This is a genomic window from Marinomonas algarum (assembly GCF_020532605.1).
Taxonomy (GTDB): Bacteria; Pseudomonadota; Gammaproteobacteria; order Pseudomonadales; family Marinomonadaceae; genus Marinomonas; species Marinomonas algarum.
In genome coordinates this window covers 167,667-191,703 of the sequence record NZ_JAJATW010000002.1, presented here as the reverse complement: position 1 = coordinate 191,703, position 24,037 = coordinate 167,667, and the positions used below count along the sequence as shown (strand labels likewise).

Here is a 24,037-nt window from a genome sequence, read left to right as displayed (position 1 = left end):
GGATAGGGTGTATAAAATTAACTGAATAAAAAAGCTTCTCAGGAAGCTTTTTTATTTTTTAGTCGGAACAACAGAATATGACGGGCAAGGTCTATTTGATTGGTGCGGGTCCTGGTGACCCAGAGTTATTAACATTAAAAGCGCATCGTTTGCTTACTATGGCAGATGTCGTGTTGTATGACAGGTTAGTGGGGAAAGAGATTATTGACCTCATTCCAGATACCGCTGAGAAAAAATACGTCGGTAAGGCAAAATCGTTACACAGTTTGCCCCAAGAGGAAATCAACAGTTTATTGGTCGCTAAGGCGAAAGCCGGTAATAGGGTGGTTCGACTTAAAGGAGGGGACCCTTTTATTTTTGGCCGTGGTGGAGAAGAGCTGGAAGAGTTAATTGAAGAGGGTGTGCCTTTTGAGGTTATTCCCGGTGTGACGGCCGCAGCAGGGTGTGCTGCCTACGCGGGGATTCCACTCACGCATCGTGACTACGCACAATCCGTACGTTTTTTAACTGGGCACTTGAAAAACGGCACAACCGATCTGCCTTGGGAAGAGTTAGTTCATCCTGCTCAAACCTTGGTGATCTATATGGGGCTCACTGGCCTACAAGAGATCAGTCAATCTTTAATTCGGTTTGGTATGGTGCCGTCTATGCCTGTGGCCGTAGTGGAAAAGGGGACCACTAGCGAACAACGTGTTTTCACCTCCACCATTAAAGAGGTGTACGAGGTAGCGACACAGAATGAAGTAAAATCGCCTGCTTTGCTGATTATCGGTGAAATCGTTACCTTACAGAGTAAGCTTGAGTGGTACGGAAAGTACAAATAACCCCCGATAGCGATGCATCGAGAGTCATTGCTGGGTTACAAGCAATTCGCAGGCTTAGGCAAGCCTGCGATTTTTGCTGCCAGTTTGGGTGGACTGCCTGGGAACAGTGTCATTAGGTATATGCTCCGCCCTTTTTCTGCCCCCAGTTTCTTGCTAACCGCTTTTACTAAAGGGCGCATGGCAGGCGACACTTCAAATTCTTGATAAAAATCACGTAATAAATAAATGATTTCCCAATGGGCGTCGGTCATTTCAATATCGACATCGCTCGCTAGTTGTCCTGCTAACTCTGGCGTCCAGTCGGCAAGGTTCAACAAATAGCCTTCTTCGTCTAGTCGTGGTTGATTCATTCTGTTGTTACCAGCTTATGTTTTTTTCCGCTTGAAAAGTCAAAGTCACCCATTCAGCGTCTGATAGCGGAGTGCCGATGCTAGGGGACAAGCCATAGGCGAGTGCATCGCTTTGCAAGTAATAGAGGGTTACATTTTTTTCTTTGATCAGTGTTTGCATGGCCTGGCTATCTTGGGTTAAACGTAAAACGCCTTCTTCAATCAGCATAACTTGATCGCCGACTTGAAGGCTGTTTTGCCAAAGCGTCTCTAATGACACTGGATATTCTGACTGGTTGATTTGGTGGAGCTGCATAATTAAAACCGAAAAACTTGTTGGTATTGGGAAAAGAGCCTTTGCCATTGTTGCGTGTTCAGCGCTGTTACACCGGACCACGTGTTTTGAGCCAGTTCAGCGTTTTTTGCTCCAGGATGTTCTGTTTCAGAGCGTTCTATATACACATTATCAATATCATAGAATTCTAGCCCTTCTAATAGCTTATGTAGGTTCTTTCCGTGTAATGCATCGGGTTGCTGGTTTAACGTCAGTAAAGCCAGTGCTGGACCGGAGACACAAAGATCGACCGCTTGCTCAAACGTCGCCAGCACTAGCGCTAAGTCTAGCCCTTCTTTGCAGGCTAAGCCTGTATAAGGGCTGCTGTTTAGGTGGATTAAGGTGTTTTTCATAATGCTATTTAAACTGGATGATTTTATCGGTGGTGTTAATGAGGTCAACGAGAGTGCCTAAACCTTCTAGCTGAAAGTGTTCGGCTAAGGAGTGCTGACTTTGCTCATAACGCTGGCTTTCGCTTTCACTTAAGATACCTCTTCTCACAGAGGCTGCAATGCAGACATAGAGAGGAAAGTTGTTACTGACGGCTAACTCTTGCCAAGCCTGGGTGAGGTTGTATTCGTCCCTAGGGGGTTGAGATAAGGCGTTTGCAAGGAGTACCGCATCTTCGTAAAAAAACACGCCCTTGATGCTGTTTGGGTGCGCGGCAACAGCGGCTTTTACAAATCGAAGAGCTGAGTGGCAAGCCTTACTTTGATAGGGTGAGCCAGTGATCAGTAGCGTGTATTGCATTGGGTGTCACCTTTTTAAAACCGTTACATTAAAGCCATCACATTAAAACCACCACCTAACAGAATACGATGGGTCGGTGAGGTTTAGGGTATGTGCTATTAGGGTCAAATTTTACACATAAAAAAGGCCGCAGTCAGCGGCCTTTTTCAAAAGTAGGCAAGTGATTAATCACGCGCCATGCCCAACAATGACAAGATGCTTAGGAACATGTTGTACAAAGAGACATACAAGTTCACGGTTGCCACGATGTAATTGGTTTCACCACCACGAACGATTTGATTGGTTTGCAATAAGATAATGGCGGCAGAAAACAGGGCAAAACCTGCAGAGATAAAGATCTGCAAGGCTGGCATTTGAACAAAGAAGCCCGCGATCACAGCGAATAGCAGAACAAAAAAGCCCACGGTGATGAAGCCATTTAAAAAGCTAAAATCTCTTTTAGACACCAAAGCGTAAGCAGACAAGCCTAAGAAAGACAAGCCAGTAATGCCTAGGGCGCTCATGATTAAGCTCGCACCGTTTGTCATGTTCATGTACATACTGAGGATAGGACCAAGTGTGAGCCCCATAAACCCTGTGAGTGCAAACACACACAAGATACCAACGGCACTGTTTTTAAATTTATGTGTCAAAAACAACAGGCCATAAAAACCCACTAGGGTCAAAATTAACCCAGGGTGTGGCAGGTTTAGAGCCATGCTCAATCCTGCCGTGAAAGCACTAAACAAGAGTGTGAGCGACAACAAACCGTAGGTATTACGGAGCGTTTTGTTTGCCGCTTGTGACGATTGCGTCGAAAGGGCTTCAGTATAACGCATGGTGTTCTCCTTCAAATTTTATGTCATCGGTAGACTTAATATGCGGTTGAAAGTTCCAAACTTCAAGCGGCATTTGTGTCAGTACGCCTTTATCTTAGTAAAGACAGTGTTAGAAACCTTTATAAAAGCGTCATGAAAATGTCTCAGATAGAAGGAGGGGAAGACGAAGGTTGTCGTGCTTCTGATGATGCCTTTTGATAAACTATTGTTCTATATAAATGAAGTGAGGTTTATGTTGGATAACGATTACTCTTTACCGATATCCTTTTCGATGGCGACTCAAATCGGTCTAGAAGAAACGGTATTGTTGACCTTTCTTAAGCAGCAAGCGTACCTGATCGGATCAAATGCGATGCGAATAGAGGCGAGTCGCTTGAGTGCACAGTTGCCTTTTTGGACATTGCCTATCCTTATGCGTTTATTGTCCAATTTGCAATTGAGCCAGTTGATCGTTTTTCAGCGCAAAGACGACTTATTGGAAATTCAATTGGCCTCTAAAAAAGCAGCGACTGCGCCGAATGGTGCATCAGAGGCGCCGCCTAAAGATGAGCCGTTGATGGCGAAAATGGATCGTATGCAAAAGGCGTCTCGGGAAAAACAAGAGGAATTTACACCTCAAGCAAAAAGTCAGCCTCCTAAGCAATCAGCTCGTCAGTTTGATGTGCCGTCGTCGCCCCCTGTGGTCAATGATCGTCGTGGTGTAACGGATTTTGATTTATATTTAGAGCAAAAAGAGCGGGCTCGACAACCTGATCAATGGCAGCCTGAAGAGGCAACATTGGAGCAAATCGCACAAGCGGGAATTGCCCGTGAATTCGCTTTATCATTACAAACTGAATTTTTATTGCGTATCAAAGAGCAACGCAAAAACGTCAGAACTTGGAACAGTGAATTTTTTAAATACGTAAAACGTCAGTGGCAGTACAAACAATCGGATCGGTCTTCATATGAAGGAACCTCAAGCAATTCAACATTTGCTAAAACCTCTAGAGAACAAGTTAGCGACGCCCTCAACAACATCCACGACACAGACTGGTGAGTATGGTGCCAGTGGCCGTGAATCTGGGCCAACCGAGGCAGAGCAACAAACACGCGTACTGGTAAACATGCTGTTTGCACGTTTTAAAGCGATTTATACCCATAAATTTGCCTCAGCTTACAGTACAACAGACGAGGTAAAGTTAGCAAAGCGGGAGTGGGCAATTGCCCTAAAAGGCTTTCAAGAACCGCTTCTCGCTCATGCAGTCGAGCGTACCAAAGAAGTTCACCCTTGGCCTCCGACGATTGCTGATTTTTTAAAGCTTATCAGTACTGCCTACAAGGCGTACGGTTTGCGTGACCCGCGTTCTGCTTACTTGGAGGCATGCGGCTGTCGCTCTGATCCTCTACAGTATAAGTGGAGTCACCCCGCGGTGTTTTTTGCTGCGTCTGATGTGGGGTGGTACAAGCTAAAGTCTGAAGAAGAACGTTCAACTTGGCCACTGTTTGAAAAAAGTTACACGAAAATAGTCGATCGAGTCATTGCCGGAGAGCGACTGAAAATACCTAAAGTGGTCATGATCGAAAATCAGCGCACGCTTAATGTGACTGAATTGGCGGGCCATATTTCTAAAACCTTGGCTGTTTCAGAAGAGCGGGTGATGCCGTTGTTGTATTACACACAAAAAACAGCAGGCACGAGCATTCGTCAGCGGTATCGTGAGATAAGTCAGAAAAAACTAGCAGAAATGGGTTACCACGAAAAACTTCCAGAATAACGATGAGTTTTTCGTCTTTGTTCGATAACATCATGATAATAACAAGACGCTCCAGACAATTGGCCTGCCAGGCAATTGTTAGCGTTGACAGGGCGTGTGAGAGAGCTTGGTGAGGCGATTATGTTAAAAGTACTGATTGTTGATGACCATGATGTGGTCAGCCATGGTATTAGTCGAGTGCTGCAAGATGTCAAAGGCGTTGACGTCGTCGGTGTGGTGCACAGTGGTGAAGACGCTATTGCGCAGTCGAAAGCCTTGTTGCCCGATATCGTTCTAATGGACGTTCACATGCCGGGCATGGGGGGCTTGGGTGCCACCAAAGAAATCAAACGACTTTTGCCACGAATCAAGGTGATTGCTTTGTCGGCGTTAGAGGACGATTTATACCCTGTAAAGCTTTTAGAAGTGGGGGCTTCGGGGTATTTGACCAAAGGCACGAATACGTCAGAGCTGGTTGAAGCGATTGATACGGTTGCCAAGGGGCAACATTATATTTCACAATCGGTGGCACAAAAGATTGCTCTGTCAAAATTCACGATTGATGGGGAAGGCTCGCCGTTAAGTCAGCTGTCTGATCGTGAGTTACAAGTGGCGCAAATGATTGTTGATGGTAAAAAATCCAGTGAGATTGCCGTCAGTCTGAAAGTGAGTCCTAAAACGGTGAGCACCTTTCGTTCTCGTATTTTTTCTAAATTAAACATAGACAGTGATGTGGAGTTGATTCGACTGGCCATACGCTATCGTGTGCTTGGTATGGGTTAGATGACACTCGAGGTTGATTTGAGTCCTTTAGAATTTGATCCTAAGCATTTTGTCAGCAATTTAACGACTCGTCCTGGCGTTTATCGAATGTACGATAAGTTAGGGGAGTTGCTCTATGTTGGTAAGGCAAAAAATTTAAAAAACCGTGTCGCCAGTTATTTTCGCGCAACAGGGTTAACGACAAAAACCATGGCGTTGGTCAGCCGTATCCACAGCATAGAAATTGCCGTTACCAAAAGTGATACGGAAGCGTTGTTGCTAGAGCAAACACTGATTAAGCAGCATCGGCCTCCTTATAATATTCTGTTACGTGACGACAAATCTTATCCTTATATTCTATTGTCTGATCATACTCATCCTGCTTTGTTATTTCGTCGTGGCAAAAAGCACAATAAAGGCACCTTGTTTGGGCCATTTCCGAGCGGCCCAGCGGTTAAAGATAGTCTAATCACCATGCAAAAAGTCTTTAAAGTTAGGCAGTGCGAAGACAGTACCTATGCCAATCGTTCTCGACCTTGTTTGCAATATCAGATCAAGCGTTGTTCGGGACCTTGTGTTGGCTTGATCAGTAATGAAGAGTACGCATCCGATGTGCGTCACGCAAAAATGTTCCTACAGGGCAAAGATCAAGAACTAACAGCAGAAATTACCGCACAGATGAGCGCGGCGGCAGTCGAGATGGAATTTGAGCGTGCGGCTGCGTTACGAGATCAAGTGATTCAGCTCAACCATATTCAAGAACAGCAAGATGTTTATGGGCAAACAGGGGAGGCAGATGTGATCGCCTCTCTTATACAGCCTGGTGGCTTGTGTGTGCACGTGATGATGGTGCGAAAAGGTAAAGTCGTTGGTAGTAAAAGCCATTACCCTAAAATGCCGATTGAAATCACGGAAGGCGAATTGCTTTCTTCTTTTATCGCGCAGTTTTATTTAGGAGGCAGTCAAGAATTGCCTAAGACGATTATTTTAAGTCACGAATTGGAAGACAGTGAAGCGCTGATAGAAGGCATTTTTCAAACCACGCAGAAAAAAATTGAAGTGGTTCACAATGTGCGTGGTCAGCGTGCTCGATGGCTTGATTTGGCGAAACTCAACGCTGAACAAGGTTTACAGGCAAGATTAAACGACAAACGTAACCATTTTAGCCGCATTACCGCATTGCAAAAACTGTTGGGCTTTAAAGCGCCGCCTTCGCATATGGAGTGTTTTGACATCAGTCATTCCAGTGGTGAGGCAACGGTAGCGTCTTGTGTTGTATTTGGGCCAGACGGTCCAGATAAAAAGCGCTATCGTTCCTTTAATATAGAAGGTGTCGAGCCTGGCGATGATTACGGAGCAATGAAGCAGGCGCTTACTCGTCGTTATAAGCGTGTGAAAAGTGGTGAGCTGGCGGCGCCTGATGTGTTGCTTATTGACGGTGGTAAGGGACAGCTTACGCAAGCAGAAACGGTATTAAAAGAACTGGGTTTGGTCGATATATTCCTACTTGGCGTGGCGAAAGGGGATACGCGCAAACCTGGTCTTGAAACACTGTATATTGGTTCGAAAGAGGAGGAGGTCGTCTTGCCACCAGACTCCTCGGCGTTGCATCTTATTCAGCATATACGCGATGAAGCCCACCGGTTTGCGGTGAAGAGTCATCGTCGTAGAAGAGACAAAAAACGTCGACACTCTGCTTTAGAAGGTATTCCAGGTATTGGACCTACTCGACGCAAAGAGTTGCTGATGGCGTTTGGGGGTTATCAGGAGTTGTTGTCGGCGAGCCAGCAAGATATTTCCAAGGTCAAAGGTATCAGCACAAAGAAGGCAGAAGAGATTTACCTTCATCTGCACAAAAATTAGTTTACAAAAGTTAACGTATAAGCGTTAAGCTTGTTTTATGTTTGGCACTCAGTACTCTTACTAGGAATAAAATGAACATACCGAATATCTTGACTTCCGTACGGATCTTTATGATTCCCGTTTTGGTCACTATTTATTATTTGCCATGGGAAGGCCGTTATCATGCGTGTGCCATTATTTTTGCGTTAGCCGCAATCACTGACTGGTTGGATGGTTACCTAGCAAGAAAGCTTAATCAGGCAACGGCGTTTGGTGCTTTTTTTGATCCTGTCGCTGATAAGCTTATGGTTTCGATTGCTTTAGTGCTGCTGGTGGCGAGTTATTCGAATCCTCTGTTAACGTTGGCCAGTGCCGTTATTGTTGGTCGTGAGATTGTTATTTCTGCGTTGCGAGAGTGGATGGCAGAAATGGGGAAACGTGCCAGTGTAGCGGTGTCATACATTGGTAAGCTAAAAACCACAATGCAGATGATTGCCATCTTCATTTTATTGGGCTCTCACCCAGGTAGCTTTCAATCGCATCTTGGGGAGGCAGTATTGATCGCTGCCGCATTGTTGACGCTTTGGTCGATGTATATTTATTTAAAAGCTGCGTGGCCCGAGTTGATGGCCAAAGAATCGAACAAAAAATAAACGGATCAAAAAAAATGCCTAAGTTATGAATTAATTTGAATTTTTTCCTTGACGTGAAGGCTCAAATACATAGAATAGGCCACGTCTTTTGAGACGCGGGAATAGCTCAGTGGTAGAGCACAACCTTGCCAAGGTTGGGGTCGCGAGTTCGAGCCTCGTTTCCCGCTCCAATCAAAAGACAATCTGATAGAAGGCCGGATGGCAGAGTGGTCATGCAGCGGACTGCAACTCCGTTAACGCCGGTTCGATTCCGACTCCGGCCTCCAAAATCAGATATGCCCGGGTGGTGAAATTGGTAGACACACAAGACTTAAAATCTTGCGCTTTAACGAGCGTACCGGTTCGATTCCGGTCCCGGGCACCATTTATGGTGCCTTTTTTTTCGCCTAAATTTTCCTATCTTGCTCTATCCCCCGCCAATACTAGCTTTCAGCGTTTCTTTTTAATTCTTCAAAATTCTATCTTTTCCGAAATTTTGCACAGAAGCTGCACCGCAATTTGTACCTGCGAATATTTTATAAGATATAAGTGGTTCATTCAGGTAATAGAAAACCGATTGGTGTCTAAGGCTTATTAAGCTTACCTCCAGATTCAATAATGAACTGGAGGCAAGCAGTGAAAGGAGTTTAAGGGTCTAGTTTTGACTATTCTTCTGTAGTGGCTGATATGTCGTTCGCATCAGTTGTCTTTTCGGAAGTTTCGGCTGGCGCTTCGTCAATTGAGCTACTTTTTGTTAGCTTCTGTATATTCGTCTCAGTCAATTCTCGTATTTTTGCCTCTAGTAACTCACTGTAGGCGGTCTGATTGTCTAGCGCATCAGTCAGTTCTTTTTTCTCTTGAGAGGCCAATTTACTTGCACGCATGCTAGATTCAATGAAGTTAACAATCAGTGCACCTTGTTCTTCTAGAGCAATATCACGACGATCTTCTGCGCCTAACGCTTCACTGATATTCAGTAAAATCTTTTCATGAGTAACAATATAATTCTCATAGTCTTTTTCAGGCAAAGCTTTAAGTTTTTTTACCGCCAAAGTGATTTGTTCCGCACGTTTCACTAAGAACATTGTCTCGTCCGCTTTTTTCTCAATGGCTGCAATGTTACGAGGATCTGTTGAAATAAAAGCGGTTGTGCTGTTTAACGCTGCTGACACCTGAGATAGAGCGTTCGGTGCAAATTGTGCAATGTCTGTTTTTCTGAGTCTATCAAACTCATTTTTAGCATCTGTGAGGTAAATGGTAGAGACGGTCTTTACTTCAAGTAAACGTTGGCTTTTTACCAAATTTGGTTGCTCGCTGATGGCATTATCTATTTTATCGCCAGCGATTTGGTCAACAAGTTGTTTTAACGATTTATCTAACTCTTCTACCGTATTAGGGAAATATTGTTTGGCGTCGATTTTAACCAGCTGTTCTCTATAATCAAAGGCTTCGGCAAGGACAGATAGCGATGTAGCCTTCACTTTTTCTGCATGAGAGAAATACGTTTTAAACTCTAGGATCGCTTCCTCAGCAGCCTCTATGTTTGTTTGTGAGCTAAAAAAACCCGTTTTACTGTTTGCCTCAGCTGGGTCTATTTCAAATTTGGCATAGTATTGTTTTGCTGTATTCAGTGCCTCGCTTGCTTCATCTATGTCTTTTTCTGCGAACCAGCTTAATTCTTCCTGTTTGCCTTTTTTAAGTGCTTTATCAGCATCATCTATTGTTTTCTTTAAGATACTGACTTGGCTAATAGTACTAGATTGCTCCGCATCGGAAGCAAGACTGGAGACTGAATCTGGATTAGAAGCACAACCTGATAAGACAAGTGTCGTGGCAGTAAGTAATGAAGCGAGCCTGAGTTCCCTTTTCATAATGATGATCCTTAATGAATGATTTCAACACAAAATATACATGATCTTTGCATTGTAAAGGGATAGCGTAAAATATGTAAGCTAATAAGGCAGATGTGTCAGTACATTTAATCGATAAAAAATAACCCCGCGGCGCGAGGTTATGAGGTGTTGAGCGGGCAGTATTATTGAAATAATACTGCTACAAAACTGCTTTTACAGAGTAAAAGGGCGATCACCGTTTTCGTCTTTAATGCGGGTCGGTAAGCCCATGTCGTTCAATAAACCTAAGAAAGGTTTTGGATCAAGTTGTTCGACATTGCGCATTTCTTTTGCATCCCACGTGCCGTTCGCCACTAGAATAGCGGCGGCAACCGGTGGAACGCCTGCGGTGTAGGAAATACCTTGGCTACCCACTTCGTTGTAAGCGTCTTTGTGGTCTGCGACATTGTAGATAAAGACTTCTTTTTCTTTACCGTCTTTCAAGCCTTTCACAACATCACCGATGCAAGTTTTGCCGGTGTAATCGGGTGCCAAAGAAGACGGATCAGGAAGCACCGCTTTAACCACTTTAAGAGGCACAACGTCTAAACCTTCCGCCGTTTTTACTGGTTGCTCAGAAAGCAAACCTAGGCTTTTCAGAACCGTAAAAACATTGATGTAGTGTTCGCCAAAGCCCATCCAGAAACGTACATTTGGCACGTCTAGATTCTGTGAAATAGAGTGCACTTCATCGTGGCCCGTCATATAAGCCGTTTGCGTGCCGACTACTGGGAGGTCGTCAGTACGGCTGATTTCAAACATTTTGTTTTCTTGCCAAGCGCGGTTTTGCCAAGAGTACACACGTCCGGTAAATTCGCGGAAGTTGATCTCTGGGTCAAAGTTCGTAGCAAAATATTTGCCATGACTGCCAGCATTAATATCAATAATATCGATGTCGCTGACACTGTCAAAATAATCGTTGTAAGCAAGGGCGGCATAGGCGTTTACGACACCTGGATCAAAACCTACCCCGAGAATTGCGGTGATGCCATTGTCTTTGCATAAATCACGGCGCTTCCATTCGTAGTTGGCGTACCAAGGGGGTGTTTCACAAATTTTTGTTGGGTCTTCGTGGATCGCTGTGTCTAAATAAGCGGCACCTGTTTCGATACAGGCTTCTAAGACAGACATGTTAATAAAAGCGGAACCCACATTGATGACGATTTGTGATTCTGTGTCTTGGATCAGCTTAACCGTAGCTGGCACGTCAAGAGCATCAAGGGCGAATGCTTGAATGCGGCCCTCTATCTTTAAACTGCCTTTGTCGAGGACACTGGCTACAATATCGTCGCATTTCGTAACGCTGCGCGAAGCAATTGCGATATTGCCCAGTGTGTCATTGTGTTGGGCGCATTTGTGTGCCACAACACGTGCCACGCCTCCGCCACCGATAATAAGGACATTTTTTTTCATAGTAACGCGATCTCCAAAATAAAAAGGTTGCTTTGTCTTTGTTGTGATTAAGACAAGTTTTGTTCGAAATCCCTGTAATCAAACTCTCTAACAAGCTCGATTTGGCCGTCCAGTTGGCGAATGGCAATAGATGGCATTTTTACACCATTAAACCAGTTCTTTTTCACCATGGTGTACCCTGCAGCGTCTTGGAAAGACAAACGATCGCCCACTTGCAAAGGCGCATCAAATTTAAATTCACCAAAGATATCGCCTGCTAAGCAAGACTTCCCACAGATCATGTATTCGTTTTCGCCATCGCAAGGCGCCATTTTCGCATTTTCACGATAGATTAATAAGTCCAGCATGTGCGCTTCGATAGAACTGTCGACAACGGCGAGGTTTTTGCCGTTAAATAATGTGTCTAGCACCGTCACTTCCAGCGTGGTGCTTTTGGTAATGCTGGCTTCGCCTGGTTCAAGATAAACCTGAATGTCGTATTTTTCGGCAAAGGCTTTTAAGCGCTGGCAAAACAAATCCAGTGGATAGTCGTCACCAGTAAAGTGAATGCCACCGCCTAAACTGACCCACTTTACCTTTTTAATGAGGTGACCAAAGCGTGTTTCAATAAGCGTAAGCATTTCATCAAAGCGTGCAAAGTCTTCGTTCTCACAATTGTTGTGGAACATAAAGCCTGAAATATCCTCTATGACGGTCGCAATTTTTTCTGGATCCCATTCCCCCAAACGGCTAAATGGACGTGCCGGATCGGCGATTAAAAATTCAGAGGTACTCACCTGAGGGTTAACTCGTAAGCCACGTGTTTTGTCTTGACTCACTTCTTTGAAGCGGTCAAGTTGACCAATGGAGTTAAAAATCACTTTATCAGAGTGAGCGAGAACTTCAGCGATTTCATCGTCGGCGTAAGCGACACTGTAGGCGTGGGTTTCCCCTTGAAACCGAGTCTTCCCAAGTTTAACTTCGTATAGAGAGGAGGAGGTGGTGCCGTCCATGTAGTCTTGCATTAAATCGAAAACAGACCAAGTGGCGAAGCACTTCAAAGCGAGCAACGATTTTGCGCCAGATTGTTGGCGAACGTAAGCGATTTTCTCTAAATTTTTGAGAAGAGCTGCTTTGTCGATAAGGTAGTAAGGTGTCTTAATCATGGCAACCTGTCTAAGGGGTCAAAGCGACGTATTCTAGAGCAAACGACAGGGCTTTTTCTAGCGTAAACAGAAGTATTTTAATGATGTTTTTACTGTACTTTTCACTCTGTACCTTGCGATGTTACAGTCAATCGTAGTGAACATCTTGTGCAATCAGTATCATTCCTCAAAAGAGCGGATGTTTCTTAATATGTGATGATCACAAGATTTGTTGTCTTATGTCTATAAAAAATAATATCAGCGTTATAAAGTGCTATTATTATAGAAATTTTCTCTGATTCGGTAGTATGTATGTCAAAAGAAATTACTTTTTTACCTGAAGAACTGATCATCAGTAAAACAGATCTTAAAGGAAAAATTACCTATTCAAATCGTGCATTTATGCGAATTTGTAATTTTCCTGAGAGTGCCTTGTTAAACCAACCACACAATATGATACGCCACCAAGATATGCCTAGGGGCGTTTTTTATGGTATGTGGAAAGCACTCCAGTCAGGGAATGAATTTTTCGGTTTTATTAAAAACAGCACCTCAGATGGCAACTATTATTGGGTGTTTGCAAACGTGACTCCCGATCAGATTGGCGAACAAAAGATAGGCTATTATTCGGTTAGACGTGTTGCCCCTCCAAAATCATTGGCGACGATTACAGAGCTTTACGCCAAAATGAGAGAGATAGAAGCCAGCAGTAATAAAACCAATGCGCCAGAAAAAAGTTGGCAATGGTTGAATGACCACTGCCAAGAAACCGCGGGAATGAGCTATGACGCATTTATCCTTAATCATTATCAAAGTTTTAGGCAGTAAAAATAATGACAAAGTACAGGCATATCAGTAAACACATCCCTTTTATGCAGCAAAAATACGCCATTACTTGTATCGTGTTTTTCGCTTTTTCCGTGATAATCAGCCTTGTTAACCTTTGGCAGTTTGGCTTTAGTTACTCTGATATTGTGTTTCCAATATTAGTAGGTGTTTTTGCCTTGATCGCTTGGAATGATCACCGTAAGCCGGTTATTGCGCTCAATACGATTAAAGAAACCTTGGCCGAGGCCAAACGTGGTAACACCCATATTCGCGTGACTAACACCAAAGGCTTGGGTGAGGTCGGTGAAGTCGCTTGGGCGCTTAATGATTTTTTAGACATTGTTGAAAGTAGCTTTAAAGAGCTTTCCAACAGCTTTTACGCAACGAGTCAGCGACATTTTTACCGCAAAGTATTGACCGATGGTATGCCGGGTGAGTTTGGCGTTATGATGCAGAACGTCAATGTGGCGATTAAAGGCATGGAAGACGCGGATAACTTTGCTCGACAAAATAAATTATTAGGCAGACTACACACCTTAAACACATCCAATTTGCTGCTTAATCTGAAAAACAGCCAGTCTGACTTGAGTTTGTTGTCCTCGAAAATGGACGACGTTTTGAATATTGCATCAAAAAGCCGCGATGGCGCACAAAAAGGCAGTGAAACGGTCTCTGGCTTGCGCGACTCCGTTGGTGATGTCAATGAGCGTATGGCCAGCGTAGAAATCAGTGCCCATGAGTTGGAAGAACAGAGTCATAAGATTGCTGATACGATTAAGCTAATCAGTGATATTGCTGAGCAGACCAATCTGCTGGCTTTAAATGCTGCTATCGAAGCGGCAAGGGCGGGCGAAGTGGGTCGAGGCTTTGCGGTTGTAGCGGATGAGGTACGAAATTTGGCGACGCGCACTCGATCTTCCACAGAAGAGATCAGTGATGTGATAACAGGCTTGAGAACACAAATTGATACCATGGTGCAACAGACCTTGGCGGTCAGTCAGCAAACAAAACAAATTGGCAGTGAAATTGATACGTTCCATGATAATTTTGATGACGTTGCGACGGCTTCTCAATCAACTATTACGCTTATGACACAGACAAAAGACCGAGCGTTCGCGTCTCTTGTGCAGCTTGATCACGTTATTTACATGCAAAATGGCTACATAGGTCTTGAGTGTTACGGTGAAGGTCCAGAAGCTGAGGCGACACAAGTGGACCATTTTAATTGCCGACTAGGGAAGTGGTATTACGAAGGGATGGGAAGAGACGCCTTTGAACACACGTCGGGTTACCGTGAGCTAGAATCTTACCACGCACGGGTACATACACGCATACAATCTGCGATGACGCTGGTCAAAGGTGGCTGGATGAATGATGACGTTGTGTTGGATGAGTTGGTAGAACATGTTCGTGATGCGGAAGACGCCAGTAAAGGCGTGATGTCGTGCATTACCAATATGGTGACTGATAAGCACTCATTGTAATTTCTTAATAGTAATAAAAAAATAGCCAATACAGTCACTGTGTTGGCTATTTTTGTGTGTGTAAATCATAATTTCCCCTGTAAAAAAAGCTGTAAACGTTAAGGAATCTGTTCGTATGTTAGTGTTAGTAATTGGTTTGGTAATATTTTTTGGTGTGCATTCGATTCGCATGTTTGCACCGGAGTGGCGCGAAAAAGCCATGCATCGAGAGGGATCGCTGCGATGGAAATTGCGTTTTGGCATGATCACTTTAATTGCCACGGGCTTTATTATCATCGGCTATTCTCAGTTACGCTTCGCCCCAACCTGGTTGTGGTTTCCACCTATGTGGACGCGTCATTTATCGGCCCTGTTAATGTTGGTGGCGCTTTTCTTTGCCGGTTCGGCTTTTATTGAAAACAGCACCATGAAAAATAAAATGGGGTATCCCTTCTTAATCTCAGTAAAAGTGTGGACGCTAGCGCACTTACTGAGCAACGGCACGCTGGCCGATGTCATTCTTTTTGGTAGTTTCTTAGTGTGGGCGGTTGTTGGCTTTGCTGTTTATCGTCGTCGTGATCGTAAAGCGGGTGTGGTGTATAAAACGTCCACCTTGTCGAGCTTACGCCCCAATCTTGTTGCCATGGTGTTCGCGCTGGTGTCCTGGATTATGATTGTTTTCCATCTTCATCAGGCGTTAATTGGTGTGCCTGTTTTTGTATCGTAGAATGTGCGGTTTTTTAGAATTGGGTTGTTAGGTAAACAAGATGATTTGTGGATTTGATTACGGCACATCGAACTGTGCGCTAGGGACGGTACAAGATTCTAAGGTGTGCTTGGTTGCGCTTGAGGGTGAGCATGCCTTTTTGCCATCGACTTTGTATGCGTTAAACCGTGACTTGATTACGGAAGCCGTCGGTCGAGGCGTGACAGGTTTGGAGGCTCGTCAGAATTTTGCGCAATTACGTCAAAACGCGCTGACACGGGCTAAACGTGCTCGCTATGAAGAAGACATTGCGGATGAAGATCAGACCGTTTTCTTTGGTCGCGCTGCGTTTGAAGAATACTTTCAATGGCCTGAAGAGGGCTATTTTGTTAAATCGCCTAAGTCTTTTTTAGGGGGAACAGGACTACGAGCTGAGCATATTCACTTCTTTGAAGACATCGTTACCTTAATGATGCAAAACATCAAAAAACGTGCGGAGCACAGTTTAGGTGCTGAGATTACCCATACGGTGATTGGTCGACCCGTTAACTTTCAAGGGTTAGACGCGGATGCGAGTAATCGTCAAGCCTTAGACATATTAACCACAGCGGGTAAGCGAGCAGGTTTTAAAGAAATCGAGTTTCTGTATGAGCCTATTGCGGCCGGCTTGGATTTTGAAACTAAGATGGTCGATAACAAAACTGTACTGGTGGTGGATATTGGCGGGGGAACAACCGATTGCGCCATGGTGCGAATGGGGCCTGACTACGTGAGTAAAGACGACCGTGGCGCGGACTTTTTAGCGCATACGGGTGAACGCGTAGGGGGGAACGATTTAGATATTCAAATTGCAGGTAAGCATTTGATGCCATTATTTGGTATGGATTCTTTATTGAAGACAGGCCTTCCCATGCCGACCCAAATGTATTGGAACGCGATTACAACCAATGATGTGTCGGCCATTGCAACGTTTAACAGTCTTGAAACCAAAAACCATATTGGTCAGATGCGTCTTGATGCAGCCGAGCCGACCTTGATTGATCGGTTTTTGCGCATGCGTGAGGAAAAGCACAATTACCATATCGTTCGCAGCGCGGAGGAGGCGAAGATTGCTCTGTCAGAGACACACACCCATCGTGTTGATTTGGCATACATTGAAGCCGCATTAGGAGCGGATATTCATCGTGACGCATTGTCAGTGTCGATTGCTTCGCCTTTAGAAAAAATGCTTAACCTCATGTCATTGGCGATCGAACAGGCGGGCGAGCAACCGGATCTAATCTATATGACCGGCGGATCGGCAAAATCTCCGGTTATTCGAGCGGCAATACAGCAACGTATTGGGGATATTCCCGTTTTAGACGGCGATCATTTTGGGAGCGTCGCAGCAGGATTGACGGTGTGGTCTGAGCGTCTTTTTAAATAACGATGTTTTACCAAGTGTCTTTTGTTGAATGGTATTAGGCAAACACCCTAATAAAATGGCACGTTTAATGAATAGTACTGGTTTAATGAATAGTACTAAATAATGTTTGTGTTATCTGTTTATTGGATCTTTTATGAAACAACCGTGGTTGTCATAAAAGCGTTTTAATCTGACTCATACGAGAAAGTATGGTCGTTACTTTGGAGATACATTGTGCATATTGAACCAGGCGTTGTAGACGGAGCAAAAATTGTGTTGAGTTACGCGACGGCATTGGCCGCTTTTGGCTTTTCTGCCAAAGCGTCCATCGACATGATTAAGAAAGACGGCCTTTTGTCTTTAATGGGGCGCAGTGTTTTAACGACCTTGCTGGTGTTTGCTTTTTTTGAAGTATTACCTCATCAAGCTGTGGGGGTGTCTGAAGTACACTTGATTTTAGGGTCAACCTTGTTCTTGATTTTTGGTGCAGCGGCCGCTTCCATGGGGTTAATATTAGGCTTACTGGCGCAAGGCGTACTGTTTGCGCAATTTGACTTGCCGCAATACGGTATGAACGTAACGACGCTATTATTGCCGTTATTTGCGATGTCAGCGGTCGCGCGTCGTACAATCGCGGCCAATACGGCTTATGTCGACATCACCTATAAGCAAGCGTTACAACTTTCGTTGACGTATCAAGGTGGGATTGTTGCTTGGGTGGCTTTTTGGGCTTTTTATGGACAGGGTTTTGGCGCAGAAAACCTCACCTCTGTGGCGACTTTTGGTATTGCCTATTTGAGTGTTGTTTTGCTTGAGCCATTGCTGGACCTTGCTGTATTGGCTGGAGCCAAAAGTCTGCACAGATTTAAAGGTTCTGTTTTGCTAGAGACACGCCTTTTCCATTAAGAGAAGGTGATTAAGCTTATCTGATAAATACACGTAAGAAGTACCCATAGGCCAAATGGTCTATGGGTATTTTTTTGTGTTTACAGAGCAACAGAGGAGAAGCCAATGCCCTCACTGCGACCGTGTTCACTGACGAAATCCAAAAAGGTCCGGTTGGCTTGGGAAAGGTAACTGTCTTTGCGCCAAGCGATGCCTAAATCTAGCCAAATTGGTGGGTCAAATGAGCGCGTTAGCAATTGATCTCGTTCTTCAACCACCATGGCAAGCAGTGTCGATACTCCAAAGCCTTGTTGGGTGATGGATTTAATTAATGGAATAAGATTCGTTTCAAAGCCAATTTTGGGTGTTCGCTTACAGGCTTTCGCTAATTTATCGACGATACGGCGGTGGAAAAAGCCCTCTTTGAACATCACCAGTTCTTCGTCAAAAAAAGCATCAGGAGAGACGCGTTCGAGTTGAGCAAAGGGGTGGTCTGTGGCAATCGTGACCAACATCTCTTCCCTTAATAAGGCTCGGGTTTCTAGGCTCTCAGGTAAGGTTTCAGCGACGATGACACTAAGATCCAGTTCTCCATTTTCAAGCATTTTCTGCAGCTGCCAGGTGCCTCCCTCAATGACCTTGAGCGTTAACGTTGGATAGCGATGACGAAAGGCCATTAGAATGGGTGGAAAATAATAAGAGCCTAACATGCTTGGAATGCCCACTCTGACTTCCCCTTGGTTTAGTCCTTTGAGCTCACGCATTTCAAGCAAGGCCTCATCGGTGGCTTGAATAATCTTTTCAGCGTGTATTAAAAGCTTTTTTCCTTCATCGGTTAAGCCGATATTACGGTCCGCTCGGTGAATCAGCGTTAAGCCTAGGTCCTTCTCGAGTTTTTTTATTGCCATGCTCACCGCTGGTTGTGCAACGCCTAATTGTTGGGCGGCCTTGGTAAAGCTTTCGGTTTTGGCAATGGCGATCAAGTAGCGAAGTGGTTTAATGTCCATCAGTTAATCTTATGGTTTTGATAAGGTAGATATATTTTATTGATAAATTGGTGGGGCGTATAGTGGCGCAGTTGTTTTAACTTGAGATGGACTTGTTCCGGTGGAGAGAGTGCGTGATTGAAGTAGGCAGTTCCGTTTTTTGGCGAGGAACCTTAGCGTTAGTGATTGGTTCTTTTATGATTTTTGCCAATGTGTATATTACGCAACCTCTGTTGCCGATGATTGCCAATGAGTTTGATATTACACCTCTGCAGGCCAGCGGTAGTTTTACGATTACGACGTTGACGCTGGGAATTTCTTTGCTGTTCTATGGGCCGATCTCTGATGCGTTAGGGCGAAAAGGCATCATGGTGATGACCATGGTGGGAATTACGTTAACGACCTTGTGTTTGTCTTTGGTGCACAACTATGAAACCTTGTTGGCGTTGCGCGGTTTACAGGGCTTTTTTCTTGCGGGGTTGCCGGCGATTGCTGTGGCGTATTTAGGCGATGAGTACACGCCGGAGGCGTTGCTGGTGGCGGTGGGATTGTATATCAGCGGCAATACCTTAGGCGGCATTGGTGGTCGCTTAATCGGTGGTTTTGTGGGTGAGTGGCTTGGCTTTTCGGCTGCGTTTGGGGTGATGAGTGCAATTAGCTTTGTCTGTTTATTAGCGTTCTTCTTTCTTCTGCCAAAATCTCAGCACTTTGAGCCGAAACCCCTACGGGTGGGGCATATTGTGTCCAATATGAAAAGCCATTTGCAAAATCGTCGTCTGGTGATCAGTTATTTTATCGGCGGCTTTAGCTTTTTTATTTTTATCAACCAGTACAGTTACGTTACGTTTGTTATTGAAGGGGCACCTTATAATTTGACAGCAAAATATGTGGGCTTACTGTTTCTGACGTATTTGTCTGGGACGCTGGGGTCGGCAATATCCGGTAAATTAGCGAAGCGTTTAAGTCAGCCTTACATCATGGTGCTGGGCACCAGTATTTTTATTGTTGGCTCGTGTGTGACCTTAGGGAACTCCCTGTGGGCGATTATTGCGGGCTTATTGATTAACAGCTTTGGCTTTTTCCTGTGCCATTCCACAACCAGTGGTTTTGTCAGTCGTAATGCAAAACACTCAAAAGCCAGCGCCTCGTCCTTGTATCTGGTGTTTTACTACCTAGGCGCCAGTTTGGGAGGGTTCTATTTGGACCCATTCTGGCAAATGAATGGTTGGACCGGTGTCATCATGGGGTCTTGGTTGATTCTTGGTTTGGTCATCCTCGCTGAGTTGAGCTTAATAAAAGATCACCGTCGTTCTGCTATGGTCGAGAAGCTCGGCTAGTAACGGCCTACAAGCAAGCGCTGCTTTTATTGTTTAGGGAGATGTTGCGTTAACCATTGCTTAAACTGAGGTTGTGATAAGGCGCCGGAAAGTCGAGTCACTTCTTTGCCCTTGTGAAAGATCATCAGAGTCGGAATGGAGCGAATATGGTAACCACCAGCGGTTGCTTGGTTTTGCTCGGTGTTAAGTTTCATAAAGCAGGCTTGTGTGGCCATATCAGCGGCTGTTGCTTCAAAAGTTGGCGCAAACTGTTTGCAAGGACCACACCAAGGTGCCCAAAAATCCACCACAACAGGCAGATCGCTGTTCGCAATAAAGCGCTGAAAATGCTGATCGCTGCCAATAACGGGCTGAGTGGTTAAGAGTGTTTTACCACATTTTCCGCAAATCGGTTTGTCACCCAGTTTAGCTTGAGGCAAACGATTTTTGGTAACACAGTGTGGACAAACGATTTGTACTGGGGAGTTTGTGGTCATGTTAAGCCTCGATACATCCTATGAAATGCGTTATTCGCAACGCGTCTAAGTTCTCAATATTGGGCTTTTCATGTTTTAATTCAAGTGCAATGATTTTCTCTTTTGCTTTAACCGCTTCCCTTGTTTGTGGACATACTACTTTATGCAACGCCCGACAAAAGAACAGATCACAGAGTTACCCCTGTATGAGGGGCTTAACCTAACAGACATCCATCTTGTTGAAACCGATTCAGACGCTGCGCATGCTTTGCAGGTTTTACAACATGAATCCTGCCTAGGATACGACACAGAAAGTAAACCAATCTTTCGTAAAGGCGAGGTCAGCCCTGGCCCCTCGTTGATCCAGTTAGCCACAGAGCGGACGGCATTTTTATTTCCTACTCGTTTTCCGGCAGCGCTTAAGGCCGCTGCTGAGCTTTTAGCAAGAACGGACATCAAGAAGGTAGGGTTTGGTTTAAAAGACGACAATCGTGAATTGCGTGGCAAACTTAATATCACTATCTGCAATACGTTGGATCTGTCTATGGCATTAAAGGCATTAGCTGGAGAGAAAAACGCCATTGGTGCTCGTGCAGCGGTGGCGATGGTATTGCAACAACGATTGGGGAAAGGTGCTCAAAAGTCCAATTGGGGAGCTTATCCATTACGTGAAAATCAGATACTGTATGCGGCAAACGACGCACATTCAGCAATCAATATTGCGTTAACCCTATCGCGACAAGGCTTATTGGACATGCCTAGCAATAAGAAATAGGCATAAAAAAAGCCCCGCCTGAGCGGGGCTATCAAACTAGAGAGTGACACTCGATAAGGTCACATGCTGTGCAAACACAGCATTCTGATTTAATAAAACATCACCAATGCTTTATTAAAATGCAGGCAGTCGGCCAATGGCATCCGTGTCGAATAGCATTGGCCATGGAGATCAATCCGTTTATATCGCTTGGCTGTCTGACGCCGCATTTTTCAATACTTCGTCTAAGTGAATCCAAGTTTCAACCACGGTGTCTGGGTTAAGCGACATGCTTTCAATGCCCTGTGCCACAAGCCAATCAGCAAAGTCTGCATGGTCAGAAGGGCCTTGGCCACAAATGCCCACGTACTTGCCTTTTTCACGACACGCCGTGATCGCCATTTTAAGCAGTTTTTTGACAGCGGCATTACGCTCATCAAACTTGTCGGCAATCAGTCCAGAATCACGGTCTAAGCCAAGAGTTAACTGAGTTAAATCATTAGAACCGATAGAGAAGCCATCGAAGTATTCTAAGAACTCATCGGCTAATAAAGCATTAGAAGGGAGTTCACACATCATGATGACTTTTAGACCGTTCTCACCACGTGCTAAACCTTGCTCTGCTAACAGCTCAGTGACTTGTTGCGCCTCTTCTAGGGTACGTACAAATGGGATCATGATCTGAACATTGGTTAAGCCCATTTCATTACGTACACGGCGGATGGCCTCACACTCCATCGCGAAGCAATCACGGAAAGAATCGTCTATGTAGCGTGCAGCACCACGGAAGCCCAGCATTGGGTTTTCTTCATCTGGTTCAAATAAAGGTCCGCCCACAAGGTTGTGGTATTCGTTGGACTTAAAGTCAGACAAACGCACGATAACCGGCTTTTGTGAAAAAGAGCAGGCGAGTGTGGCAACCCCTTCGACTAATTTATCAACATAGAACTCAACTGGGCTGTTGTAACCGGCAATACGATGATTGATCTCTTCTTGTAGGGCTGGCGTCATTTCAGCGTAGTTAAGCAGGGCCTTAGGGTGAATGCCGATCATGCGGTTGATGATGAATTCTAAACGCGCTAAGCCGATACCGGCATTAGGTAGCATCGCGAAATCGAAAGCACGGTTTGGATTACCCACGTTCATCATGATCTTCACCGGAATTTCTGGCATGTTGCCAACTTCCGAAGTGATGATGTCAAAAGATAGGGCGCCTTCATAGACAAAGCCCATGTCACCTTGAGCACAAGAAACAGTGACTACTTGTCCATCTTTCAACACGTCCGTTGCGTCACCACAACCTACTACCGCAGGAATACCCAGTTCACGTGCGATGATCGCTGCGTGACAGGTACGTCCACCACGATTGGTTACAATCGCTGAGGCACGTTTCATGATGGGTTCCCAATCTGGGTCAGTAATATCAGTGACCAAGATGTCGCCCGGCTGAATGCGATCCATGTCTGCGATAGAAGACAAGACTTTGACTTCGCCTGTCCCGATTTTGTGACCGATCGCACGACCTGTCATAAGAACAGAAGAAGTGCCTTTTAAGCTGTAACGTTCCATGCTTTGCGCGTTAGCTTGGCTACGGACGGTTTCTGGGCGCGCCTGAACGATGTAGAGTTTGCCATCAACACCATCTTTTGCCCACTCGATGTCCATTGGGCGTTGGTAATGTTTTTCAATGATGCAAGCTTGACGTGCCAAGTCTTCGATTTCGTCGTTGGTCAATGCAAAACGATTTTGGTCGTCTAAAGTAACAGGGACAATTTTAACAAACTCGTCATCGCTGCCGACTTCTGCGTATTCCATTTTTTGAGCCTTGCTGCCTAGGCTTTTACGCACAACCGCTGGACGCTCTGCGGCCAATGTGGGTTTGTGAACGTAGTATTCGTCTGGGTTGACAGTACCTTGTACCACCATTTCGCCAAGACCGTATGCAGCAGTAATAAAGACGACTTCGTCAAAGCCAGACTCTGTGTCTAGAGTGAATAAGACACCGGAAGCGCCAATGTCACTGCGTACCATTTTTTGAATACCAGCGGACAAAGACACGCCTTGATGTTCGAAACCTTGGTGAACACGGTAAGAGATCGCACGATCATTAAACAAAGAGGCAAAGACGCGTTTAATTGACGCTTTGATATCCGCCAACCCTTTTACGTTAAGGTAGGTTTCTTGTTGTCCCGCAAACGACGCATCAGGCAAATCTTCTGCCGTGGCAGAAGAGCGAACGGCAAAGGACGTATCGTCTGCATTGTCTTCGCACAACACCGCAAAAGCGGCTTCGATTTCTTGGTCAAATTCGGCCGAAAAAGAGGCTTCTTCAATCCATTGGCGAATTTGTACACCCACTTGAGCCAGTGCTTGCACATCGTCTACATCTAATGCATCTAATGTCTGATGGATTTTTTCATCCAAACCACTTTCGGTGATAAAACTTTGATATGCATAAGAAGTGGTCGCGAAACCGTTTGGCACTTGAATGCCAAGGTCTGTCAGGTTGGAAATCATTTCACCTAAAGAAGCGTTTTTACCGCCTACTTCACCGACATCTTCCATATGAAGATCTTTAAACCACTTTATAAACTTGCTCACAAGAGACTCCAGTTTTTATATAAATGAATAGCAAAAATCGTTTTACAGTTTGTTGTACTTAGTCAGGTATTCAGTCATCTAACACTTGTCAAAGCGCTTGATGTGCGTTCATTGTATGTAGGGTTATTACCATGAATAAAATTGATTATTCGATGTAGTTT

General features: G+C 44.8%; 24 protein-coding genes and 3 tRNA genes. 16 read left to right on the top strand and 11 right to left on the bottom strand.

Features of this window, described 5'->3' with window-relative positions; all coding sequences use genetic code 11:
• Positions 1 to 77: 77 nt before the first annotated feature.
• Entirely contained in the window at positions 78 to 824 is a 747-nt protein-coding gene (gene cobA / locus LG368_RS02680) for a uroporphyrinogen-III C-methyltransferase (RefSeq protein WP_226753183.1), read from the top strand.
• Between the two features lie 35 nt (positions 825 to 859).
• On the opposite strand, the gene LG368_RS02675 is transcribed toward cobA, so the two are convergent.
• The 5 genes from LG368_RS02675 to LG368_RS02655 form a co-directional block, all read right to left on the bottom strand.
• Positions 860 to 1,174, bottom strand: a complete 315-nt coding sequence (locus LG368_RS02675) for a TusE/DsrC/DsvC family sulfur relay protein (protein WP_226753182.1) — start codon at positions 1,172 to 1,174, stop codon at positions 860 to 862.
• 7 nt (positions 1,175 to 1,181) lie between these two features.
• Positions 1,182 to 1,469, bottom strand: a complete 288-nt coding sequence (locus tag LG368_RS02670; RefSeq protein WP_226753181.1) for a DsrH/TusB family sulfur relay protein — start codon at positions 1,467 to 1,469, stop codon at positions 1,182 to 1,184.
• Positions 1,470 to 1,471: 2 nt separating this feature from the next.
• Positions 1,472 to 1,840 (bottom strand): DsrE family protein, encoded by a 369-nt coding sequence (locus LG368_RS02665; protein ID WP_226753180.1) that lies wholly within the window; start codon positions 1,838 to 1,840, stop codon positions 1,472 to 1,474.
• Between the two features lie 4 nt (positions 1,841 to 1,844).
• Positions 1,845 to 2,237, bottom strand: coding sequence for a sulfurtransferase complex subunit TusD (gene tusD / locus LG368_RS02660; RefSeq protein ID WP_226753179.1), 393 nt, complete (start codon positions 2,235 to 2,237; stop codon positions 1,845 to 1,847).
• 164 nt (positions 2,238 to 2,401) lie between these two features.
• Positions 2,402 to 3,055, bottom strand: coding sequence for a Bax inhibitor-1/YccA family protein (locus LG368_RS02655; protein ID WP_226753178.1), 654 nt, complete (start codon positions 3,053 to 3,055; stop codon positions 2,402 to 2,404).
• A gap of 232 nt (positions 3,056 to 3,287) precedes the next feature.
• Between LG368_RS02655 and LG368_RS02650 the strand changes: the two genes are divergently transcribed.
• The 8 genes from LG368_RS02650 (at position 3,288) to LG368_RS02615 (ending at position 8,412) form a co-directional block, all read left to right on the top strand.
• On the top strand, positions 3,288 to 4,094 hold the full coding sequence (locus LG368_RS02650; RefSeq protein WP_226753177.1) for a DnaT-like ssDNA-binding domain-containing protein: 807 nt from the start codon (positions 3,288 to 3,290) through the stop codon (positions 4,092 to 4,094).
• Positions 4,030 to 4,812 carry a replication protein P gene (locus LG368_RS02645; protein WP_226753176.1) on the top strand — a complete coding sequence of 261 codons (783 nt, stop codon included), beginning with the start codon at positions 4,030 to 4,032 and terminating at the stop codon, positions 4,810 to 4,812. The genes LG368_RS02650 and LG368_RS02645 overlap by 65 nt, the downstream gene beginning before the upstream one ends.
• A gap of 120 nt (positions 4,813 to 4,932) precedes the next feature.
• Positions 4,933 to 5,574: a response regulator gene (locus LG368_RS02640; protein ID WP_226753175.1), complete on the top strand. Its 642-nt coding sequence runs from the start codon at positions 4,933 to 4,935 to the stop codon at positions 5,572 to 5,574.
• A gap of 18 nt (positions 5,575 to 5,592) precedes the next feature.
• A complete protein-coding gene (uvrC, locus tag LG368_RS02635; RefSeq protein WP_226753174.1) occupies positions 5,593 to 7,416 on the top strand; it encodes an excinuclease ABC subunit UvrC in 1,824 nt (607 codons plus the stop codon).
• Positions 7,417 to 7,487: 71 nt separating this feature from the next.
• Positions 7,488 to 8,048: a CDP-diacylglycerol--glycerol-3-phosphate 3-phosphatidyltransferase gene (gene pgsA / locus LG368_RS02630; protein WP_226753173.1), complete on the top strand. Its 561-nt coding sequence runs from the start codon at positions 7,488 to 7,490 to the stop codon at positions 8,046 to 8,048.
• A gap of 95 nt (positions 8,049 to 8,143) precedes the next feature.
• Positions 8,144 to 8,218 (top strand) — tRNA-Gly (locus tag LG368_RS02625).
• A 22-nt stretch (positions 8,219 to 8,240) separates the two neighbouring features.
• Positions 8,241 to 8,314, top strand: a tRNA-Cys gene (locus LG368_RS02620).
• Positions 8,315 to 8,325: 11 nt separating this feature from the next.
• Positions 8,326 to 8,412, top strand: a tRNA-Leu gene (locus LG368_RS02615).
• Positions 8,413 to 8,692: 280 nt separating this feature from the next.
• On the opposite strand, the gene LG368_RS02610 is transcribed toward LG368_RS02615, so the two are convergent.
• The 3 genes from LG368_RS02610 to nspC form a co-directional block, all read right to left on the bottom strand.
• The gene (locus LG368_RS02610) at positions 8,693 to 9,898 is read right to left on the bottom strand and encodes a hypothetical protein (protein ID WP_226753172.1); all 1,206 of its coding nucleotides are present in this window, start codon (positions 9,896 to 9,898) and stop codon (positions 8,693 to 8,695) included.
• A 195-nt stretch (positions 9,899 to 10,093) separates the two neighbouring features.
• Entirely contained in the window at positions 10,094 to 11,332 is a 1,239-nt protein-coding gene (locus tag LG368_RS02605) for a saccharopine dehydrogenase family protein (protein ID WP_226753171.1), read from the bottom strand.
• 47 nt (positions 11,333 to 11,379) lie between these two features.
• Complete coding sequence (nspC, locus tag LG368_RS02600) at positions 11,380 to 12,477, bottom strand: carboxynorspermidine decarboxylase (protein ID WP_226753170.1); 1,098 nt, start codon at positions 12,475 to 12,477, stop codon at positions 11,380 to 11,382.
• Positions 12,478 to 12,768: 291 nt separating this feature from the next.
• On the opposite strand from nspC, the gene LG368_RS02595 reads away from it, so the two are divergent.
• The 5 genes from LG368_RS02595 (at position 12,769) to LG368_RS02570 (ending at position 17,764) form a co-directional block, all read left to right on the top strand.
• Positions 12,769 to 13,284 carry a PAS domain-containing protein gene (locus tag LG368_RS02595; RefSeq protein ID WP_226753169.1) on the top strand — a complete coding sequence of 172 codons (516 nt, stop codon included), beginning with the start codon at positions 12,769 to 12,771 and terminating at the stop codon, positions 13,282 to 13,284.
• A gap of 5 nt (positions 13,285 to 13,289) precedes the next feature.
• Positions 13,290 to 14,768 carry a methyl-accepting chemotaxis protein gene (locus tag LG368_RS15530; RefSeq protein WP_276572990.1) on the top strand — a complete coding sequence of 493 codons (1,479 nt, stop codon included), beginning with the start codon at positions 13,290 to 13,292 and terminating at the stop codon, positions 14,766 to 14,768.
• 115 nt (positions 14,769 to 14,883) lie between these two features.
• Entirely contained in the window at positions 14,884 to 15,474 is a 591-nt protein-coding gene (locus tag LG368_RS02580) for an NnrU family protein (RefSeq protein WP_226753168.1), read from the top strand.
• 40 nt (positions 15,475 to 15,514) lie between these two features.
• Positions 15,515 to 16,879, top strand: coding sequence for a molecular chaperone (gene yegD / locus LG368_RS02575; protein ID WP_226753167.1), 1,365 nt, complete (start codon positions 15,515 to 15,517; stop codon positions 16,877 to 16,879).
• A gap of 213 nt (positions 16,880 to 17,092) precedes the next feature.
• Positions 17,093 to 17,764, top strand: a complete 672-nt coding sequence (locus LG368_RS02570) for an energy-coupling factor ABC transporter permease (RefSeq protein WP_226753166.1) — start codon at positions 17,093 to 17,095, stop codon at positions 17,762 to 17,764.
• Between the two features lie 80 nt (positions 17,765 to 17,844).
• Here the strand turns inward: LG368_RS02570 and LG368_RS02565 are convergent, their stop codons facing one another.
• Positions 17,845 to 18,750 carry a LysR family transcriptional regulator gene (locus LG368_RS02565; protein WP_226753165.1) on the bottom strand — a complete coding sequence of 302 codons (906 nt, stop codon included), beginning with the start codon at positions 18,748 to 18,750 and terminating at the stop codon, positions 17,845 to 17,847.
• 113 nt (positions 18,751 to 18,863) lie between these two features.
• Here LG368_RS02565 and LG368_RS02560 point away from each other — a divergent pair, with 113 nt between their 5' ends.
• Entirely contained in the window at positions 18,864 to 20,066 is a 1,203-nt protein-coding gene (locus tag LG368_RS02560) for an MFS transporter (protein ID WP_226753164.1), read from the top strand.
• A gap of 26 nt (positions 20,067 to 20,092) precedes the next feature.
• On the opposite strand, the gene trxC is transcribed toward LG368_RS02560, so the two are convergent.
• Positions 20,093 to 20,542: a thioredoxin TrxC gene (gene trxC / locus LG368_RS02555; protein ID WP_226753163.1), complete on the bottom strand. Its 450-nt coding sequence runs from the start codon at positions 20,540 to 20,542 to the stop codon at positions 20,093 to 20,095.
• A gap of 142 nt (positions 20,543 to 20,684) precedes the next feature.
• Here trxC and LG368_RS02550 point away from each other — a divergent pair, with 142 nt between their 5' ends.
• Complete coding sequence (locus LG368_RS02550; protein ID WP_226753162.1) at positions 20,685 to 21,296, top strand: 3'-5' exonuclease; 612 nt, start codon at positions 20,685 to 20,687, stop codon at positions 21,294 to 21,296.
• A gap of 180 nt (positions 21,297 to 21,476) precedes the next feature.
• Here LG368_RS02550 and ppsA read toward each other — a convergent pair whose 3' ends face one another.
• Positions 21,477 to 23,876: a phosphoenolpyruvate synthase gene (gene ppsA, locus LG368_RS02545; RefSeq protein ID WP_226753161.1), complete on the bottom strand. Its 2,400-nt coding sequence runs from the start codon at positions 23,874 to 23,876 to the stop codon at positions 21,477 to 21,479.
• Positions 23,877 to 24,037 lie beyond the last annotated feature (161 nt).

Bases quoted from the DNA above. Each gene is read 5' to 3' on its own strand.
- LG368_RS02640 (WP_226753175.1), top strand. From the start codon at position 4,933: ATGTTAAAAGTACTGATTGTTGATGACCATGATGTGGTCAGCCATGGT.
- LG368_RS02595 (WP_226753169.1), top strand. From the start codon at position 12,769: ATGTCAAAAGAAATTACTTTTTTACCTGAAGAACTGATCATCAGTAAA.
- LG368_RS02655 (WP_226753178.1), bottom strand. From the start codon at position 3,055: ATGCGTTATACTGAAGCCCTTTCGACGCAATCGTCACAAGCGGCAAAC.
- LG368_RS15530 (WP_276572990.1), top strand. From the start codon at position 13,290: ATGACAAAGTACAGGCATATCAGTAAACACATCCCTTTTATGCAGCAA.
- LG368_RS02550 (WP_226753162.1), top strand. From the start codon at position 20,685: ATGCAACGCCCGACAAAAGAACAGATCACAGAGTTACCCCTGTATGAG.
- trxC (WP_226753163.1), bottom strand. From the start codon at position 20,542: ATGACCACAAACTCCCCAGTACAAATCGTTTGTCCACACTGTGTTACC.
- LG368_RS02665 (WP_226753180.1), bottom strand. From the start codon at position 1,840: ATGAAAAACACCTTAATCCACCTAAACAGCAGCCCTTATACAGGCTTA.
- LG368_RS02670 (WP_226753181.1), bottom strand. From the start codon at position 1,469: ATGCAGCTCCACCAAATCAACCAGTCAGAATATCCAGTGTCATTAGAG.
- LG368_RS02610 (WP_226753172.1), bottom strand. From the start codon at position 9,898: ATGAAAAGGGAACTCAGGCTCGCTTCATTACTTACTGCCACGACACTT.
- nspC (WP_226753170.1), bottom strand. From the start codon at position 12,477: ATGATTAAGACACCTTACTACCTTATCGACAAAGCAGCTCTTCTCAAA.
- LG368_RS02565 (WP_226753165.1), bottom strand. From the start codon at position 18,750: ATGGACATTAAACCACTTCGCTACTTGATCGCCATTGCCAAAACCGAA.
- LG368_RS02675 (WP_226753182.1), bottom strand. From the start codon at position 1,174: ATGAATCAACCACGACTAGACGAAGAAGGCTATTTGTTGAACCTTGCC.
- LG368_RS02580 (WP_226753168.1), top strand. From the start codon at position 14,884: ATGTTAGTGTTAGTAATTGGTTTGGTAATATTTTTTGGTGTGCATTCG.
- cobA (WP_226753183.1), top strand. From the start codon at position 78: ATGACGGGCAAGGTCTATTTGATTGGTGCGGGTCCTGGTGACCCAGAG.
- LG368_RS02650 (WP_226753177.1), top strand. From the start codon at position 3,288: ATGTTGGATAACGATTACTCTTTACCGATATCCTTTTCGATGGCGACT.
- LG368_RS02605 (WP_226753171.1), bottom strand. From the start codon at position 11,332: ATGAAAAAAAATGTCCTTATTATCGGTGGCGGAGGCGTGGCACGTGTT.
- tusD (WP_226753179.1), bottom strand. From the start codon at position 2,237: ATGCAATACACGCTACTGATCACTGGCTCACCCTATCAAAGTAAGGCT.
- yegD (WP_226753167.1), top strand. From the start codon at position 15,515: ATGATTTGTGGATTTGATTACGGCACATCGAACTGTGCGCTAGGGACG.
- pgsA (WP_226753173.1), top strand. From the start codon at position 7,488: ATGAACATACCGAATATCTTGACTTCCGTACGGATCTTTATGATTCCC.